Origin of the sequence: Amycolatopsis sp. lyj-112 (genome assembly GCF_046549055.1) — a bacterium.
In the GTDB taxonomy this organism is placed as follows: Bacteria; Actinomycetota; Actinomycetes; order Mycobacteriales; family Pseudonocardiaceae; genus Amycolatopsis.
Genome location: NZ_JAJPWS010000005.1, coordinates 240,782 through 256,660 on the forward strand (window position 1 = coordinate 240,782; position 15,879 = coordinate 256,660).

Annotated in this window: 20 protein-coding genes; 14 read left to right on the top strand and 6 right to left on the bottom strand. The window is 69.1% G+C overall.

Features of this window, described 5'->3' with window-relative positions; genetic code table 11:
* Positions 1-24: 24 nt before the first annotated feature.
* Positions 25-537 (top strand): CGNR zinc finger domain-containing protein, encoded by a 513-nt coding sequence (locus ACLJRL_RS19620; protein ID WP_410657661.1) that lies wholly within the window; start codon positions 25-27, stop codon positions 535-537.
* Here the strand turns inward: ACLJRL_RS19620 and ACLJRL_RS19625 are convergent.
* The 3 genes from ACLJRL_RS19625 to ACLJRL_RS19635 form a co-directional block, all read right to left on the bottom strand.
* Complete coding sequence (locus ACLJRL_RS19625; protein ID WP_410657662.1) at positions 534-1,757, bottom strand: hypothetical protein; 1,224 nt, start codon at positions 1,755-1,757, stop codon at positions 534-536. The two genes, ACLJRL_RS19620 and ACLJRL_RS19625, sit on opposite strands and share 4 nt — an antisense overlap.
* Before the next feature lie 85 nt (positions 1,758-1,842).
* Entirely contained in the window at positions 1,843-2,832 is a 990-nt protein-coding gene (locus ACLJRL_RS19630; protein WP_410657663.1) for a methyltransferase, read from the bottom strand.
* Positions 2,833-2,991: 159 nt separating this feature from the next.
* Entirely contained in the window at positions 2,992-3,711 is a 720-nt protein-coding gene (locus ACLJRL_RS19635; protein WP_410657664.1) for a GntR family transcriptional regulator, read from the bottom strand.
* Positions 3,712-3,838: 127 nt separating this feature from the next.
* On the opposite strand from ACLJRL_RS19635, the gene ACLJRL_RS19640 reads away from it, so the two are divergent.
* The 9 genes from ACLJRL_RS19640 (at position 3,839) to ACLJRL_RS19680 (ending at position 11,132) form a co-directional block, all read left to right on the top strand.
* Positions 3,839-4,816 carry a phosphoglycerate dehydrogenase gene (locus tag ACLJRL_RS19640; RefSeq protein WP_410657665.1) on the top strand — a complete coding sequence of 326 codons (978 nt, stop codon included), beginning with the start codon at positions 3,839-3,841 and terminating at the stop codon, positions 4,814-4,816.
* Positions 4,813-5,610 carry a hydroxypyruvate isomerase family protein gene (locus ACLJRL_RS19645; protein WP_410657666.1) on the top strand — a complete coding sequence of 266 codons (798 nt, stop codon included), beginning with the start codon at positions 4,813-4,815 and terminating at the stop codon, positions 5,608-5,610. Before ACLJRL_RS19640 ends, ACLJRL_RS19645 begins: the two co-directional genes overlap by 4 nt.
* Positions 5,607-6,215: a hypothetical protein gene (locus ACLJRL_RS19650; RefSeq protein ID WP_410657667.1), complete on the top strand. Its 609-nt coding sequence runs from the start codon at positions 5,607-5,609 to the stop codon at positions 6,213-6,215. The genes ACLJRL_RS19645 and ACLJRL_RS19650 overlap by 4 nt, the downstream gene beginning before the upstream one ends.
* Entirely contained in the window at positions 6,212-7,456 is a 1,245-nt protein-coding gene (gene otnK / locus ACLJRL_RS19655; RefSeq protein ID WP_410657668.1) for a 3-oxo-tetronate kinase, read from the top strand. Before ACLJRL_RS19650 ends, otnK begins: the two co-directional genes overlap by 4 nt.
* A complete protein-coding gene (otnC, locus tag ACLJRL_RS19660; protein WP_410657669.1) occupies positions 7,453-8,091 on the top strand; it encodes a 3-oxo-tetronate 4-phosphate decarboxylase in 639 nt (212 codons plus the stop codon). Before otnK ends, otnC begins: the two co-directional genes overlap by 4 nt.
* Positions 8,088-8,774: a substrate-binding domain-containing protein gene (locus ACLJRL_RS19665; protein ID WP_410657670.1), complete on the top strand. Its 687-nt coding sequence runs from the start codon at positions 8,088-8,090 to the stop codon at positions 8,772-8,774. The genes otnC and ACLJRL_RS19665 overlap by 4 nt, the downstream gene beginning before the upstream one ends.
* Before the next feature lie 80 nt (positions 8,775-8,854).
* Entirely contained in the window at positions 8,855-10,201 is a 1,347-nt protein-coding gene (locus ACLJRL_RS19670) for a TRAP transporter large permease subunit (RefSeq protein ID WP_410657671.1), read from the top strand.
* A gap of 17 nt (positions 10,202-10,218) precedes the next feature.
* The gene (locus ACLJRL_RS19675) at positions 10,219-10,458 is read left to right on the top strand and encodes a hypothetical protein (RefSeq protein ID WP_410657672.1); all 240 of its coding nucleotides are present in this window, start codon (positions 10,219-10,221) and stop codon (positions 10,456-10,458) included.
* 101 nt (positions 10,459-10,559) lie between these two features.
* The gene (locus ACLJRL_RS19680; protein WP_410657673.1) at positions 10,560-11,132 is read left to right on the top strand and encodes a TetR/AcrR family transcriptional regulator; all 573 of its coding nucleotides are present in this window, start codon (positions 10,560-10,562) and stop codon (positions 11,130-11,132) included.
* On the opposite strand, the gene ACLJRL_RS19685 is transcribed toward ACLJRL_RS19680, so the two are convergent.
* Positions 11,123-11,881 carry an SGNH/GDSL hydrolase family protein gene (locus ACLJRL_RS19685; RefSeq protein WP_410657674.1) on the bottom strand — a complete coding sequence of 253 codons (759 nt, stop codon included), beginning with the start codon at positions 11,879-11,881 and terminating at the stop codon, positions 11,123-11,125. The two genes, ACLJRL_RS19680 and ACLJRL_RS19685, sit on opposite strands and share 10 nt — an antisense overlap.
* Before the next feature lie 103 nt (positions 11,882-11,984).
* On the bottom strand, positions 11,985-12,278 hold the full coding sequence (locus tag ACLJRL_RS19690; protein WP_410657675.1) for a DUF1330 domain-containing protein: 294 nt from the start codon (positions 12,276-12,278) through the stop codon (positions 11,985-11,987).
* Positions 12,279-12,400: 122 nt separating this feature from the next.
* Here ACLJRL_RS19690 and ACLJRL_RS19695 point away from each other — a divergent pair, with 122 nt between their 5' ends.
* Entirely contained in the window at positions 12,401-12,901 is a 501-nt protein-coding gene (locus ACLJRL_RS19695; protein ID WP_410657676.1) for a MarR family winged helix-turn-helix transcriptional regulator, read from the top strand.
* Here the strand turns inward: ACLJRL_RS19695 and ACLJRL_RS19700 are convergent.
* The gene (locus ACLJRL_RS19700) at positions 12,872-13,375 is read right to left on the bottom strand and encodes a pyridoxamine 5'-phosphate oxidase family protein (protein WP_410657677.1); all 504 of its coding nucleotides are present in this window, start codon (positions 13,373-13,375) and stop codon (positions 12,872-12,874) included. The genes ACLJRL_RS19695 and ACLJRL_RS19700 overlap by 30 nt on opposite strands.
* An 82-nt stretch (positions 13,376-13,457) precedes the next feature.
* Here ACLJRL_RS19700 and ACLJRL_RS19705 point away from each other — a divergent pair, with 82 nt between their 5' ends.
* Genes ACLJRL_RS19705 through ACLJRL_RS19715 form a run of 3 tightly spaced genes read left to right on the top strand, consistent with a single transcriptional unit; the run spans position 13,458 to position 15,802 of the window.
* On the top strand, positions 13,458-13,991 hold the full coding sequence (locus ACLJRL_RS19705; RefSeq protein ID WP_410657678.1) for a hypothetical protein: 534 nt from the start codon (positions 13,458-13,460) through the stop codon (positions 13,989-13,991).
* 54 nt (positions 13,992-14,045) lie between these two features.
* On the top strand, positions 14,046-14,348 hold the full coding sequence (locus ACLJRL_RS19710; protein ID WP_410657679.1) for a hypothetical protein: 303 nt from the start codon (positions 14,046-14,048) through the stop codon (positions 14,346-14,348).
* Positions 14,345-15,802: a DHA2 family efflux MFS transporter permease subunit gene (locus tag ACLJRL_RS19715; RefSeq protein WP_410657680.1), complete on the top strand. Its 1,458-nt coding sequence runs from the start codon at positions 14,345-14,347 to the stop codon at positions 15,800-15,802. Before ACLJRL_RS19710 ends, ACLJRL_RS19715 begins: the two co-directional genes overlap by 4 nt.
* Positions 15,803-15,879: the final 77 nt, after the last annotated feature.

Genomic DNA, 15,879 nt, shown 5'->3' on the forward strand with positions numbered 1-15,879 from the left:
CCCCGATGGTGCTGTAATGAGTCAATGCATTTCAACCCTTACGGAGGGGCGGCCGCGCAGATCGCCTCCGACCTGATCAACCTCGGCGACGCCGCGAGCCCCGCCACCCTGCTCGCGATCTTCAAGAACCGGATGGTCATCACCACCGTGAAGGAACACGAAGCGGCCGACATCGCAGCCTGGAGCAAACGCCTCCGCACCGTCTTCGAAGCCGACCCCGACCAGCGCGTCGACCTCGTCAACGCACTCCTGCGCGACTCAGCCTCCCAGCCCTACATCTCCACCCACGACGGCAAAGCACCCCACCTGCACTACGTCGACGAACACGCCGGACCCGTCGCCCGCGTACGCGCCTACACCGCGGGCGGACTCGCCCACCTCGTCTGCGACGCACCAGACCGCTTCGGCATCTGCTCACGAGAAGGCTGCGACACGGCCTATGTGGACATCTCCCGCAACGGCCGCCGCCGGTTCTGCACCACCCGCTGCGCGACCCGCGTCCACGTCGCCGACCACCGGACCCGGCAAATGATCTAGATCGCGTACCGCCACGCCGTCAGCGAATGCGCCGAGAACCACGCGCCCAGCACCACCCAGACGGTCGCCGCGACCACCGCCGTCGCCGTCCGCCGCTTTGACAGACCGATCGCGATCGGGATCAACACCGGGAAGGCCGGCAGAATGAACCGGATCTTCGCATCCGGCAGCCCCCGCGTACCGATCGCCAGCGCCAGCACCCCGATGCCGTACAACGCCAACGGCCACGGCACCCGGATGCACAGCGCCACCACCGCCAGCGCCACCGCCCCGAGCAGGAACAGCACCGTCAGCGTGCTGAACACCGACTCGTCCCCGGTCAACCGCGTGACCACCGAGTCCCACGTCTCCGCACCGAAGTCGAACTCGGTGTTCCAGCCACGCAGTTCGATGTCCTGCCACCCGGTCCAGCTACCGGTCCGGTAAGCGACGAACCCGAGATATCCCACCACCCCGAGCGGCGCCACCAGCGCACCGATCAGCGCCGGCATCCGCTCCTCGGCACGACGGAACGCCGCGATCAGCGCCGCGATGACCACCACCGCCACCAGCACGACCGCCGTGGACCGCGAAAGCCCCGCCGCGAACGCGCACAACCCGGCCAGAAACCACCGGCGCTCCAGTACTCCCACCAGCGACCACACCGCGAAAGCGCAGAACACCGCCTCCGTGTAGGCCATCGAGAACACGATCGCCATCGGCGCCCCGGCCCACAACGCCACCAGCAGGAAACCGGCCCGGTCCCCCTGATCCGACACACAGCGCCCGATGCGGATCAACCCGCAGGCCAGCGCGAGACCCGCCAGCGCGGACACGAGCAGCGCCGCCGTGACGACGTCGGCGCCGAGCCACATCACCACGCCGACGAACTTCGGATACAGCGGGAAGAACGCCATCGGCGCGTCCGGGTACGGCAGTCTTGCCGCGTCCAAGGTCCCCGGCAGCTCGGCGTACCCGTGCACCGCCAGCCTCAGGTACCACTGACCGTCCCACGCGGTCAGCCGGTCGGTCAGCGTCTCACCGTGCTTCGACGCCAGCATGCCGAGAAGCTGGACACTGGCGGTCCGGATCACGAGATACAGCAGGATCGCCCGCGGATAGGGCGAGACGGCCAGCCGGTCGAGGAATCTCTCGAAGACCTGCACACGCGCCGGGCGCGCGGACCGCGGCGCCGTCGGTGAGTGGGCGGGCTGATCAAGATCGTCGACTTCTCGGAGCACGCTCTGAGTGTCCACAATACGAAGCCGCTTCGCCTCTCGGTCCCCCATAAACCCTCGCCAGGGCACGTGTGCCAGACCACAACGCCTAGGCGGCGACGGTGAACTCGAGCGCCATCCGCCCGTCCGACGCCTGCCCGGAGTTCCGCAGAACCAGCCCGCAGCCGGTGGCGAGTCCGGTCAGTTCGCCGATCGTGCGTTCGCGGCCGGTGAAGCACATCAGCATGAACAGGTCGATCCCCGTACCGGATTGCTCCCGCACCGGCTCGATCAGCACCACGGTGCCGTCCGGCGCGGCGGCCTGACGGCACCTGGTCAGGATTTCGCGCGCGTGGTCGTCGTCCCAGTCATGGACGATGTCGGACAGCAGGTAGACGTCGTAGCCCTCGGGCAAGGGCACGAAGAAGCTCCCGGGAAGGGCACCGGCCCGGTCATCGAGGCCCATCGAGGCGAACCTCTCGGCCGCGGCGGCCGCGGACGGCGGCAGGTCCAAGACGTCGCCACGCAGGCCGGGGTGGGCGTCGAGGATCGCCGCGAGGACGGTTCCGTTGCCTCCCCCGACGTCGAGGATGCGCGGGAAACGGCTCCAGTCGACACGTTCGGCGATCTGCGGCGCCTGCTTCTGGAAACGCCAGGTCATCTGCGCGTCGAAGGAGCTTCGCAGCTTCGGCTCGGCGTCGATGTCGGCCCAGAACTCCCGGCCGTACCGGTGCGCATACGCGGTCTTGCCGCTGGTGATCGTTTCGAGCAGGTCGACGAAGGCGAGTTCGGCGCGACCGCCGGCACTGGTGATGTCCAGCAGGGGTTTGATCCCCGCCGGAGCGTCTTCCCGCATCTGGTCGCCGAGACTGGTCGGCCGATAGCGTCCGTTCTCGGCGTCGAGAGCGAAGACGCCGGCCGTGACCAGATGATCGAGAAGGCGCTGTAGCGCGGCCGCGGACGTCCCGGTCTCGGTGGCGAGCTGCGCCGCCGTCGCTCCCGCACTCCCCGCGCGCTCCGCCAAGCCGAGTGTCGCCGCCACCCGGATCGACATCGGAGTGGCGAGATCGGCCATGGCGAGGATCGAAGACGGGCTCATGACCGGAATCTATCGAGCCTGTCCACGTCTTTTGCTGGCTTTGGTCAGGTGAGTCAGGTGCTCGGTCGACCCAGAAGTTGATCTCTTACCTCGCCCTGATGTGTAGGGCGTTATACACTTAAAGAAGGACAACTCGAGGTCATCGAGAGTCTTCGTTCTCTAAGCGTCGGCGCCCTTCAGGGTCGGCGAGGCGCTCCCCTCGACCGCCCTGCGGTCCTCCAGGACACGCAGCTTCGCGTTCTGGATGTGCTCACGCATCCGGACCGCTGCCCCATCGGCGTCGCCGGCCGTCATCGCTTCGTAGACGGCGCGGTGCTCCTCTGCCGCCAGCCCGGGGGCGCCACGCGCCGATCCGAGCTTCGCGAAGAACCGGAACCGCTGCACCTGGCCGCCGAGTGACCGGTAAGCCTTCTCCAGGAACGGATTGTCCGCCTGTGCGGCGATGAGGAGATGGAACCGTTCGTCGATCGTCCAGTACGCGCTGAAGGCCGCGGTGTCCGGCGACGTGGCGGCGCGCGCGAGGTCGTCGACGCTCTCCAGGACCTCACTCAGGAACTCCGGTGTGGTGCGGCGAGCGGCTTCATAGGCCAGCGCGGGCTCAAGAACCAGGCGGGCGTCCATCAGCTTGATCAGCTCGAACTCGCTGAGCAGCGGGGCGACCCGGTAGCCCTTGAGGGCCTCACGACGGACGAGCCCGGTGTGCTCCAGACGCGCCAGCGCCTCCCGGAGCGGGGTCTGGCTGACGTCGAGTTCCCGTGACAGCGCACCGATGTTGACCGGTTGCCCCGCCGACCACCGCCCGTCGGTGAACTGCCCCAGCAGCACCTCGTACATCCGGTCGGCGAGCGGCTGCCGCACGGACTTCCGCGGGGAAGCCATGTGTCCCTCCTTAGTCGGTTCACGATATCCCGCTCGTCCGCGAGCCCGCCTCTCGCCTCCCTATACTATTGACACAGATCCTATAGTATTTCTCATCAGCCAGCTTTGAACAGGAGAAACGAACCGGATGACCATGCGTGTGCTCGTGACGGCCCCCTACCTCAAACCCGGAGGCGAGGTCGACCTCCTGCTCTCGGACGCGGGCTTCGACACCGTCTTCGCCTCCCCCGCCCGTCGCGAGGCCACCGGGCGGTCGCTGACCGACGTCGTCCGCGACGCCGACGGGATCGTCGCGGGTACCGACGCCTTCACCGGTGACGTCATCGAGGCCGCGGCGCGGCTCAAGGTGTTCGGTCGCTGCGGCGTCGGTTACGACAACATCGACCTCGATGCCGCGACTCGGCGCGGCGTCGCCGTCACCTACACGCCCGGCGCCAACCGCCGGTCGGTCGCCGAACATGTACTGGCGCTCATGCTCAACTGCGCACGCCTGATCCCGCAGAACATCGCGAGCGTGCGGGCCGGGGCGTGGGAGCAGCGCAGCGGCCGCGAACTCGAGGACTCGACGCTCGGCCTGATCGGGCTGGGCTCGATCGGCAAGACCGTCGCGCGCCTCGCGCTGGCGCTGGGGATGCGGGTGCTGGCCCACGATCCGCGGCTGGACCACGACTTCCTGGCGGAGACCGGCGTCGAGGCGGGCACCTTCGACGAGGTACTGGCCGAGGCCGACTTCCTCAGCCTGCACATCTTCCTCGACGACTCCACCCGTCACCTGATCGACGCGTCCGCGCTGCGCAAGGTCAAGCCCGGCGCTTTCCTGATCAATACCGCGCGTGGCGAAGTCGTCGACGAAGAAGCCCTCGCCGACGCGCTCGAGAACGGCGCGCTGGCCGGCGCCGCCCTGGACGTGCTCACGGAGGAGCCCTTGCCGATCGACAGCAGGCTGCGGCGGTTGGACAACCTCGTGGTCACCGCGCATATCGGGGCCGCGACCGAACAGGCCCGCTCCCGCTCCAGCCTGATGGCCGCCCGCCAGGTGATCGACACGCTGCAGGGGCGGACCCCGGGCAACCTCGTCAACCCGGAATACACGGAGGGCCGATGATCCTCCACAAGGGACTGCGCCTCGACGCCAACCTCAAATGGCTGTTCACGGAACTGCCGTTCGAGGAACGCTTCGACGCCGCCGCGGCGGCCGGCTTCACCGCCGTCGAGTACGCCTCGCCCTATCCGTTCCCGGCGGCCACCCTCGCCCGGCGCCTCGCCGACGCGGGCCTGGCCCAGATCCTGATCAACTCCCCCACCGGCGAACCCGGCTCGCCCGAACGCCTCGGCTACGCGTGCCTGCCCGGCCGTGCGGCCGAGTTCCGCGCCGGTGTCGAACTCGGCCTGGACTACGCCGTGGCCCTGGGGAGTTCCTTTCTGCATCTGCCCGCCGGAATCCGGCCGGAGGGCATCTCCCGCGATCGCGCCTTCGCGCAGTACGTCGTGAACATCGCCTGGGCGGCGGAACGCGCACGCGGCACCGGGATCCGGCTTCTGCTGGAGGCACAGAACGAACAGGACGCGCCGGGCTTCATCCTGGACGGCCAGGCCCATGCCGCAGCGGTGTCCGACGCGCTCGGCGAGGAGCACGTCGGCCTGCTCTTCGACGTCTATCACGCGTCCATCGACGAGAAGGACGTCGTCGCGGCGTTGCGGGAGTTCCTGCCGAAGACCGCGCACATCCAGATCGCCGACGCGCCCGGCAGGGCCGAACCCGGCACCGGCGACGTCCCTTGGCCGGAGGTCTTCGCGACTTTGGAGGCCGAGGGTTACGACGGCTGGATCGGCTGCGAGTACCGGCCCGCCACCGAAACCGCGGCCGGGCTCACCTGGGTCAAGGAGCAGATCCGATGAGCCCGCGTATCGCGTTGATCAGCGCGACGCCGGCGGCGATCGGCCCGGCCGTAGACGCGCTGGCGACGGAATTCCCGCGGGCCCAGCCATGGAACATTCTCGACGACCGCCTTTTGGCCGACGTCGGCCACAGCGGCCGCACGTCCGCGCTGGACGACCGGATGCGCCGCCTCATCGACTACGCGGTGACCGGTGGAGCCGACGGCGTACTGCTCACGTGTTCTCTCTACGGCGAGATCGCGAAGCAGACCGACGCGCCGGTCCCGGTGCTGGCCCCGGACGAAGCAGCCTTCGACGAAGCACTTGCCAGCGGCCACGCCAAGGTGCTCATGGTCGCCTCCCTGGCCTCGGCGTTGAGCGATTCGACAGCGCGCTTCGAGCAGGCGGCCTACGACAAGGGAATCGACGTCGAGGTCGGCCGAGTGCACGCTCCGGACAAGCTCGTCGAAACCTGCCGCGGGCACGCCGCCGGATGGGACCTCGTCCTGCTGGCCCAGTACTCGCTCTCCCCCGCCGCGGACGAACTCTCAGCGGCACTCGGCCTTCCGGTGGTGTCGGGACCGCGTAGCGCCGCGGTGAGGCTCAAGGCGGTGATCGAGGGATGACCGGCGTGCTCGGCGCGATCGCCGACGACTTCACGGGTGCGACCGACGTCGCGGTCGCCTTCCGCCGAGGTGGCTTGCGCACCTTGCTGTTCTTCGGCGTACCACCCGAAACCGAGGAACTGCCCGCACACGACGCCGTCGTGATCGCGCTCAAAAGCCGCTCCACCCCGGTGGCCGACGCGGTCGCGTCCTCTTTGGACGCTCTGCACCGGCTACGCGACCGGGGAACGGACCAGGTCTATTTCAAATACTGCTCCACCTTCGACTCGACGCCTCGCGGCAACATCGGCCCGGTCCTCGACGCGCTGTCGCAAGCGCTACAGGCCGGCACGGTCGTCACGACTCCGAGTTCCCCGGCGCACGGACGCACGCAGTACCAGGGGCACCTGTTCGTCGGAGACACCCTGCTCGCGGAGTCGCCCATGCGCGACCATCCGGCGACCCCGATGACCGATTCCCATCTTCCCCGGCTGCTCCGAGCACAGACGGACACACCCATCGCCCTGCTCACGCACGACGTCGTCCGGCGCGGCGAAAGCACGGTACGGGAGGCCGTCTCGCAGGCTGAGGGCTACGTCCTCGCCGACGCACTCACCGAAGACGATCTGCGGCTGCTGGGCCGCGTTGTCGCGGACGCCCCGCTCGTCGCGGGTGCGGCGGGTCTCGCGGCCGGACTCGCCCTCGCCCGGACGTCCACCGCTCCCCCGGCGAGCGACATCCGCGCACCGCATGGCCAGGCCGTGGTCCTGTCCGGCAGTTGTTCGGCACGGACCCTCGAACAGATCGCCGTCCTGGTGCGGCTCGGCCGTCCCACCCACCGGCTGGACGCGGTGGGCACACCGGATCCGGACGACCTCGCGACGGCGGCACTGGCCTGGTACGACTCGCTGAACGGTGCCGAAGGGCCGCTGATCTACTCGTCGCTGAATCCGGCGGACCTCAAGCGCACGCAGGAAGAACTCGGTGCCACGCGGTCGGCCGAGGTGCTGGAGAAGGCGACCGGGCTCATCGCCCTCGGTCTCGCCGAGCGCGGTGTACGCCGTCTCGTCGCGGCCGGAGGCGAGACCTCCGGGGCGATCGTCACCGCGCTCGGCGTGCGTGGCGGCGTCATCGGGGCCGAAGCGGCACCGGGAGTGCCGTGGATCCACCCCGTGGACGACGGCCAGCCGGCCCTGTTGCTCAAGTCGGGCAACTTCGGCGATCCCGGCCTCCTCGCGACCGCGTCGGAGGCGGGCTCATGACCGGCGACCGGCTCCAGCGCGAGCGAGTCGTCACCGCGGCCCGCTCCCTGTTCGACCGAGGACTCACTCACGGCCGCACGGGCAACATCTCGGTACGCGACGGCGATCGCCTTCTCGTCACGCCCACCGGCGCGTGTCTCGGCACCCTGCGCTCCGGCGACCTGTCGGTGATCGACGCGGACGGGCGGCACGTCGCCGGGCCGCCGCCGTCGAAGGAGGCGTTCCTCCACGCGACCGTGCTGCGGCAGCGGCCGACCGCGAACGCCGTCGTACACACCCATTCGACGCATTCCGCCGCCGTTTCGTGTCTGGCCGGCCTCGACCCGGACGACGCCATCCCGCCGCTCACGGCCTACTTCGCGATGCGTGTCGGGCGCCTTCCGCTGATTCCGTATCACCCGCCGGGAGACATCCGCGTGGCCGAGCCGATCGCCCGCGCCGCCGTCGACCACTCGGCGGTGCTGCTCGCCAACCACGGCCCGGTGGTCGCCGGCGCGAACCTCGATTCCACTTTGGACGCACTGGAAGAACTCGAACACACCGCCGAGATCTTCCTTCTCCTGCACGGCTTTTCCACCCGGCCGTTGACCGGCCGCCAACGCGAAGACCTCCATGCTCGAAGGGAAACACCATGACCACCCGGCTCAGTCTCTTCAGCGCCCTCTCGGTGAAGAAGGCGCTCGACGAAGTCCTGCTGGACGCGTTCACGAAAGAGCAGGCTGTCGACGTCGACGTGACGTTCGACCCCACGACCATCCTGGTCAAGAAGATCGCCGAAGGCGCGCGGCCGGATGTGGTGATCGCCGTGAGCGAGTCCTTCACCGAACTGGCGGCCTCCGGCGCGGTGACCCCCGAATCCCGCGTCGTGCTGGCGAAGAGCGGCATCGGCATCGCGACCGCGCCGGGACTGGCCAGCCCGGACATCACCACGGTGGACGCCCTGCGCACCGCCCTGACCTCGGCGCGGTCCGTCGCCTATTCACGCAGCGGGGCGAGCGGCATCTACTTCGCCGGGCTGATCCGGGACCTGGGCATCGAAGCCGAGGTCAACGCACGCGCCACCGTCGTCGAGAAGGGCTTCACCGCGCTCGCTGTCACCGACGGGCGGGCCGACCTCGCCGTCCAGCAGATCAGCGAGCTGAAGTTCGTCCCGCAGGCGCGGATCATCGGCCCGCTCCCCGACGGGGCCCAGCACTACAGCGAACTGTCCGCCGCTCTCGGCACTTCGGCCGCGCCCGAAGCCGCGGGACTCCTGCGTTTCCTCTCCGACCCGGAGGCGAAGACCGCCTACCGCGACGCCGGCCTCATCACCGACTGATCTCCCCCTCTGCCAATGACGTCACCGGAGGCCCTCCCCATGCGATCCGTCCCCCAGCACCGGCTACAAAGGACCAGCAGATGAACGCGATCCTGGCCCTCGTCGCGTTCATCGCCGCCATCGTCGTGTGGAACGCGGTCTTCAAACGCAACATCGGCGAAGCGATGGTGGTCGGATTCCTCGTCACCGCCGCGTTCGCGGGCACGGAGTTCTTCTCCGTGGCCTGGGAAAGCCTGGTCGACGGGCTGAAGTCCGAGATCACCTTCGCCGCGCTGGCGTTCGTCTTCGTCAGCGAACTGCTCACCAGGACCGGGCTGGTGCAGCGGATGGTCAACATCCTCAGCTCGTTCCTCGGCCGCCGCCGAGGAGGATCGGCCTACGCGGCGACCGTGGCCTCCGGCCTGTTCGGCGCGGTGGCCCACAACGGCGCCGCGATCGTCGCCACCGTCGGGTCGATCACCATCCCCTGGATGAAACGTTCGAAGGCGAGCGGTGAGACTGCGGCTCTCGTGCTGTCCGGCAACGCGGGTGTCGGGGCCACTTTCCCGTTCAGCGGCGCGTTCTTCATTCTCCTGGCCGCACCGACCGTCCTGCCGGTGCTCAGCGCGGGCGACATCGTCGCGACGATCTTCGTCACCGGGGCGTGGATGGTGGGGATGCGGCTGATCATGGCCTACGTCATCGTCAAGCGCCGCGGCGTACAGGCGATGGAACCGCAGGACATCCATCCGCTGCGCGCGTCGTTCAAGGCAGGCTGGCCGTCGCTGGTCGTCCTCGGCTCGATCGCCGTCCCGATCCTGCTCACCGCCCCGCCGACCGCGGACTTCGTCTCGGCCCGCATCGGCATCGACGCTCCCGACGCGATCCCGCTGCTCATCTGGCTGCCGATCGTGATGCTGCTGGTCGGGCTGCTCGTCGAGCGGAAGGCGCTGCCGAAGGGCCGGGCGCAGTGGTGGGGCCTCTTCGGTGCCGTCGGGCCCAAGCTCGGCCTGGTCGGGGTCACGATGATCTCCGCGTTCGCCGCGTCGAACGTGCTGAAGACGCTCGGCCTGGACGACCAGCTCAAGCCCTATCTGGAAGGGCTCACCGGCGTTTCCCCGCTCGTCGCGGCTCTTGTGGTCGGCGTGGTCATCGTGATCGTCGCGGGACCGCTCAACACCACCTCCACGGTCGCGGCGGTCGGCCCGGTCGCGTTCGCCGCGCTGACCGCCGCCGGCATCCCTCCGCACGTCGCCTTCGCCGCCATCCTCGTGTGGGCGTCGTCGGAGGGATGCTCTCCACCGGGTGCGGCACCGCTGTACGTCGCGGCCGGCATCGCCGAGATCAACCCGGTGCGGATCTTCGTCCCGGTCGTCGTCTACTACCTGCTGCCCACCCTGCTGTTCGGCGTGCTGATCGCCGTCGGCGTCCTGTGGCTGCCCCACTGAACCGGAGCGTGATCCCCATGTATCGGATATTGCTGGCAGCGACGCGCGTCTGCCTGTTCGCCTTCCTTCTCGGCGGCGTCGTGGTCATCGCCGGGCAGACCATCGGCATCATCGTCGGCTCCGGCCCCCTGGTGACGGCGTTCGGCACGTCGGTGGCCGACAACGTCTGCATCGTCGCCGGGATCGCGGGTGTCCTGGCGTTTCTCCTGCTGTACACGCCGGAGGGACGAGAAGGCGCGTCGGATCTCGACGAGTGACCCGCGTTCAGAGGACTAAACGCGGATGTGCCCTGCGTGACTTGCCGAAATGCCGACCTAGGGTCCCCCGCGCGGGTGGGGTCGGGTCTAGGATCCGCGCTGTGACGGACGAGAAACCGCTCCGAGCCGATGCCCGCCGTAACCGGACTCGGGTGCTGGAGGCCGCGGAACGCGTCTTCACGGCCAAAGGCACCAGCGCGCCGACCGAGGAGGTCGCCCGTGCGGCCGGAGTCGGTGTCGGCACGGTATTCCGGCACTTCCCGACGAAGGAAGCCCTGCTGGAAGCCGTTCTCTTCGCGCGGCTGCACCGTTTCGCCGACGAGGCGGAGGCCACCGTGGCCGCCGAGTCGTCCGATCCCGGTGCTGCCTTCTTCGGCTTCCTGACCGGCTGGATCGAGATGGCCGGCGCCAAGAACGCCTACTTCGAGGCGCTGTCGGCGGCCGGGGTCAGCGTTCCCTCGGCGGGGTCGGTGATCGGCGCACGCCTCAAGGACGCCCTCGGGGTGCTGCTCAGCCGTGCGCAGGACACCGGGGACGCCCGCAAGGATCTGGGCGTCGAGGAGCTCATCCCGGTGATCATCGGGACGGCGAAGGCGGCGGAGCACGCCGGTCCTGAGCTGAGATCGCGCACGATCTGCATCATGTTCGACGGGCTCCGGCCGCGTCAGGCGTAGGGATCCATGGTCGGCCGCTTCGGGGCGAGCGTGTCGCCCGATGATTCGCCGCGCAGCCGCCGCCTGATCCATGGGACCGCGTGTTCCTTGCCCCAGTGGAGGTTCTCGGTGCGCCGCTCCTGAGGGCTGAGCATCGGGCGCGGCCCCAGTTCGGCAGGCGTGAGCTTGTGCGGCTCGCCGAGCGCGTCGAGGACGGCGATCGCGATCTCGTTGTGCCCCAGCGCGTTCAGGTGCAGCCGGTCGGCGGCCCACAGCCGCCGGTCACGCAGTTGCCGCATCGCCCACATGTCCACGAGCAGGGCGCCGTACCGGGCGGCGATCCCGCGGACGTGCTCGTTGTAGATCGCGACCCGCCCGCGGATCCGGCGGAACAACGCGTCCTCGACGCCGTCGACGCCGGTGAACAGGACGACGCGGGCGCCGGTGGCGACGAGTTTGCCGACCGCGACGTCGTAGTCCTCGAGGAGGGCGTCGATGTCGACCCTCGGCCGCATCAGGTCGTTGCCGCCCGCGTAGAGCGTCACGATGTCCGGGTTCAGGGCGAACGCGGGTTCCACCTGCTCGGTGAGGACCTGCCCGAGGAGCTTGCCGCGGATCGCGAGGTTCGCGTAGCGAAAGTCCGGGTGGTTGCCCGCGAGCTGGCCGGCGACGCGGTCGGCCCAGCCGCGGACCCCGTTGGGGGACGACGGGTCCTCGTCGCCCACCCCCTCGGTGAACGAATCACCTAAACAAACTAAGCGGTCGGTCATCGGATCGGGCATGAGTCGGTGCCCTGGAATGGTGATGGCATACCCGGATGCTACTCAACCGGTCGCCTTGGCAGGAGCAGGCCCGCCCCGACCGAAGGCCGTCTCAGTTCAGTCCGGGCACCAGGTTGAACTCGACCTGGTGGCCCATCACGCCGATCCGCCAGGCCGCCAGCTCTTGGTAGGCCGGAGAGTCATACCAGCCCCGAGCGTCCTGCTCGGACGGAAACGACAGCACAGCCGTCTTGGTATAGGCCACCGTGCCTTCGAGCCGCTCGGGTGACGCGAACGCCAGAAGGTCTCCGCTGAACGGTTCCAGGGTCGCGCCGACGTTGGCGAGGTAGTTCCCCAGGTCGCTGTCCGGAGTGTCGTCAGTCCTGACGATGACCACGTAGTGCATCGCACATCCCTTGCTTCAATTTTGAACACTTTGAGATTGAACTATTTGATGTCGGAACCATAGTGGCGCGCCATCGTCGATGTCAAACACTTCAGCATCGAAGCGTTGTTACACTTCCGGATATGGACGATGCCGCGGACAAGGTCATCGAGCAGTGGGCGGAGACCCGGCCCCAGCTGGACGCATTCCCGGTCGGAGTGGTGGTCCGCGTCGTCCGCGCTTCGAAGCTGCTCGAGCAGGGAATGAAGGGCTACTTCGACACAAAAGACCTGGAACCTTGGGAATACGACGTGCTCGCGACCCTGTTCCGGGTCGGCGACAAAGGCACGCTCCGCATGAGCGATCTGGCCTGCGCGGTGATGGTGACCCCGAGCGCACTGACCAACAGGATCGACCGCCTCGTCGCGAAAGGGCTGGTCACCCGAACCGCGGACACGAAAAGCCGCCGGACGGTCCGGACCACCCTGACCGAAGAAGGCCGGCGGCTGGCCGAAGAACTCATCGACGGGCACGCTGCCAACGCGCGCAACCTGATCGACGGTTTGAACGACGACGAGCAGGAGCTCCTCACGTCGCTGCTGCGCAAGCTGCTGCTATCCCTCGGAGACGGAATCAAGAACTGACCAGCCAGGCCGAACCGGCTTCGACCATCGGAAGACCGGTCCGTTCTCCAGCCCGGGATAGGTCACGGCCATCCCCCGCTCCGGCGACATCGACCACAAGCAAGCGTTCGGGGACGCCGCGTGATCCGCCCACGCCGCGTTCCAGTCAGGGACGTAGCGCTCGTAGATGCGACGTACCCGTGCCCCGTCCTTGGCCTCGAGCCGCGCGCGCCCGGTCATCCGCACTTGACGGACGTCGTCGGGTGGATCGAACGTCGCGACCATGACGGCGACCTCGCGCTCATGCCGCGCCGCGTCCAGAAACGGGGCCGGGCGGCCGGTCTCCGCGGGCGTGTGGAACCACAACCTGCGGTCCTCCGCCACGAACCACATCATCGCCAACGCGGTGTTGCCGCGGCCGGTCGTGGTGGCCACGCTGGCGGGCCGGGCGCGCTCGGCCAAGAAGCCCGGTATGTCGAAGATCGGTCGCTCCATGACGACCACCTTGCACCTTCGACCTGAGTCGAGGTCCAGTGCCGATCCGTTTCCCTCACCGGGAAGCGGGTATGCCTCGACCATGCATACCTCCTCCCCCGATCCCGCTCTGCTGGGCATCTACCTCAACGACCATCTGGCCGGCGCGATCGCCGGAACCGAACTCGCCAAACGGCTCGCCGGTGCGGAACGCGCCCGCGACCCCGAGGGCACGCTCGGCCGCCTGGCCGACGAGATCGCCGACGACCGCGCCGCACTCCTGACCTGTATGGCGGCGCTGGACGTCCCGGTCCGCCGCTACAAGGCGGTGGCCGCTTGGGCGGTGGAGAAGGCCGCGCGGCTCAAGCCGAACGGGCGTCTCGTGTCCAGGTCCCCGCTGAGCCGGGTCGTGGAATTCGAGGCGATGCGCCTGGGCGTAGAAGGCAAGGCCGCCGGCTGGCGAACCCTGCGAGTGCGCGCCGAGACCGATCCGCGCCTCGACGCCGGGCGGCTCGACGACCTGCTCACCCGGGCCCGGCGGCAGATCGGCGAGCTCGAAGAACTTCGCGTCAGCGCCGCCGCGGAGGCCTTCGGCGGTGACTCGAAGGCGGTGAAGCCGTCCACGACGACAGAGTGATCCACGCCGCAGCGACTTGAGCTCGACTATGGGCGAACTTCTAGCGTCGCTTGCATGAGCACTGAAACCACCGCACAGACCCGATCCCCGCTCCGGCTCGCCGTGATCATCGGCGGCGTCCGGCACGAGCGGGTCGCTGACGCCATCACGAGCTGGCTGCTGACCGAGCTCGCCGGGCTGGACGGCGTGGTGGTCGATCTGATCGACCTCAACGCTCTGTGGACCCGGCTCGGCCCTGACGGCTACGAGGGCACCGACGGCGAGCCCGCCGCCTTGGTCGCGACGATGTCCGAACTGGGCCGGTGGGCCCGCACCCTGCGCGCCGGACGCATCGCGGGACAGGCGAGTGCGGCATGAACCGGCTGTCCGGCCAGGAGTTGCGCGTCGCGACGGTCGTCGCGCTCGGAGGATTGCTGGCCGTTCTCGACACCACCATCGTCGTGGTCGCCGTGCCGCAGTTCATGACGACCTTCGACGCACCGCTCACCACCATCCAATGGATCACCACCGCCTACGCGCTCGGCATGGTCGCGGCGATGCCCCTCGCCGCGATGTTCGCTCAGCGGTGGGGTGCGCGCCGGGTGTACCTCGCCGCACTACTGGTGTTCACGGCGGCGTCCGCGGCCGCCGGCGCGGCCGGCGATCTGGGCTGGCTGATCGCCGCCCGGGCGGTCCAGGGCCTCGCCGGCGGGCTCATCAACCCCTTGGGCATGACCCTCGGTTTCGGTGCGGTGTCACCGGAACGCCGGGCCCGGATGACGGTGATCACCGGTCTCCCCTTGCTCGTCGGGCCGATCCTCGGCCCGCTGCTCGGCGGAGTCCTGCTGGACAGCCTGTCGTGGCGGGCGCTGTTCTTCATCACCGTGCCGCCCGCTCTGCTCGCCATGGCCGGGGTTCTGCGCTGGATACCGGCCGCGGCGCCCACAGCCGAGCGGAGCCCGATGGACATCACCGGCGCACTCCTGCTCGTTCCCGGTGTCGTCGCGGTGGCCTACGGCCTCAGCGAAGAGACGACGGCCATGCCTGTCCGCGCGGTGATCGTGCTCGCCGGGCTGGCTTCGGTGGCGGCGTTCGTCCGCCGGTCGTGGCGGCATCACGCGCCTCTGCTGAACGTCCGTCTCCTGCGTGACCGGACGTTCGGGCGGAACACGGCGATCCTCGCCCTGTACTCCGCGCCGTACTTCGGCTCGATGCTGCTGATGCCGACCTACATCCAGGTCATCCGCGGCGATTCGGCCCTGATCAGCGCGCTGATGATGGTGCCCGGCGCGATCGGGATGGGCGCCAGCATCCAGATCGCCGCCCGCGTCCTCGAACGCTTCGGCTCACGGGCCGTGGTCGGGACCGGTCTGGGCCTGGCGATCACGTCCGTCGGGCTGACGGCGCTGGTCCTCGGGCCGGATACGCCGTACGCGTTGCTGGCGATCCTCGCGGCTCTTCAAGGTGCCGGCACCGGAGCGATCACGATGCCGACGATCGCGAGCGCCGGCCGGGACCTGGACGGCCCGGACCTCGCCTCGGGCTCGGCGATCCTGCCCCTGACGAGCACCGTCGCGAACGCGGTCGGCACCGCCGCGGTGAGCGCCCTGTTCACCGGGCTGATCGCGCTGGCCACCGGCGGGCGAAGTCTCGCGGCACTGGACGACCCGGCGGCCGACGCGGCACTCCTGGCGGAGATCGTGTCCGCGTATCGTGTGACCTTGGCCGGCACCCTCGTGGTCATGGTGGTCGCCCTCGTGGTCCGGCTGCGCACCCCGCCCGCTCAAGCCGCCCGTAAAGCGGAACCCTCCACTTTACGGAGCGCAGCATGACGACCAAGACGCCTACCTGACCGTGGGCCGAACTCGCCGCGGTGGTCGACGAGTACCGGACGCTGGACTTCCTCACG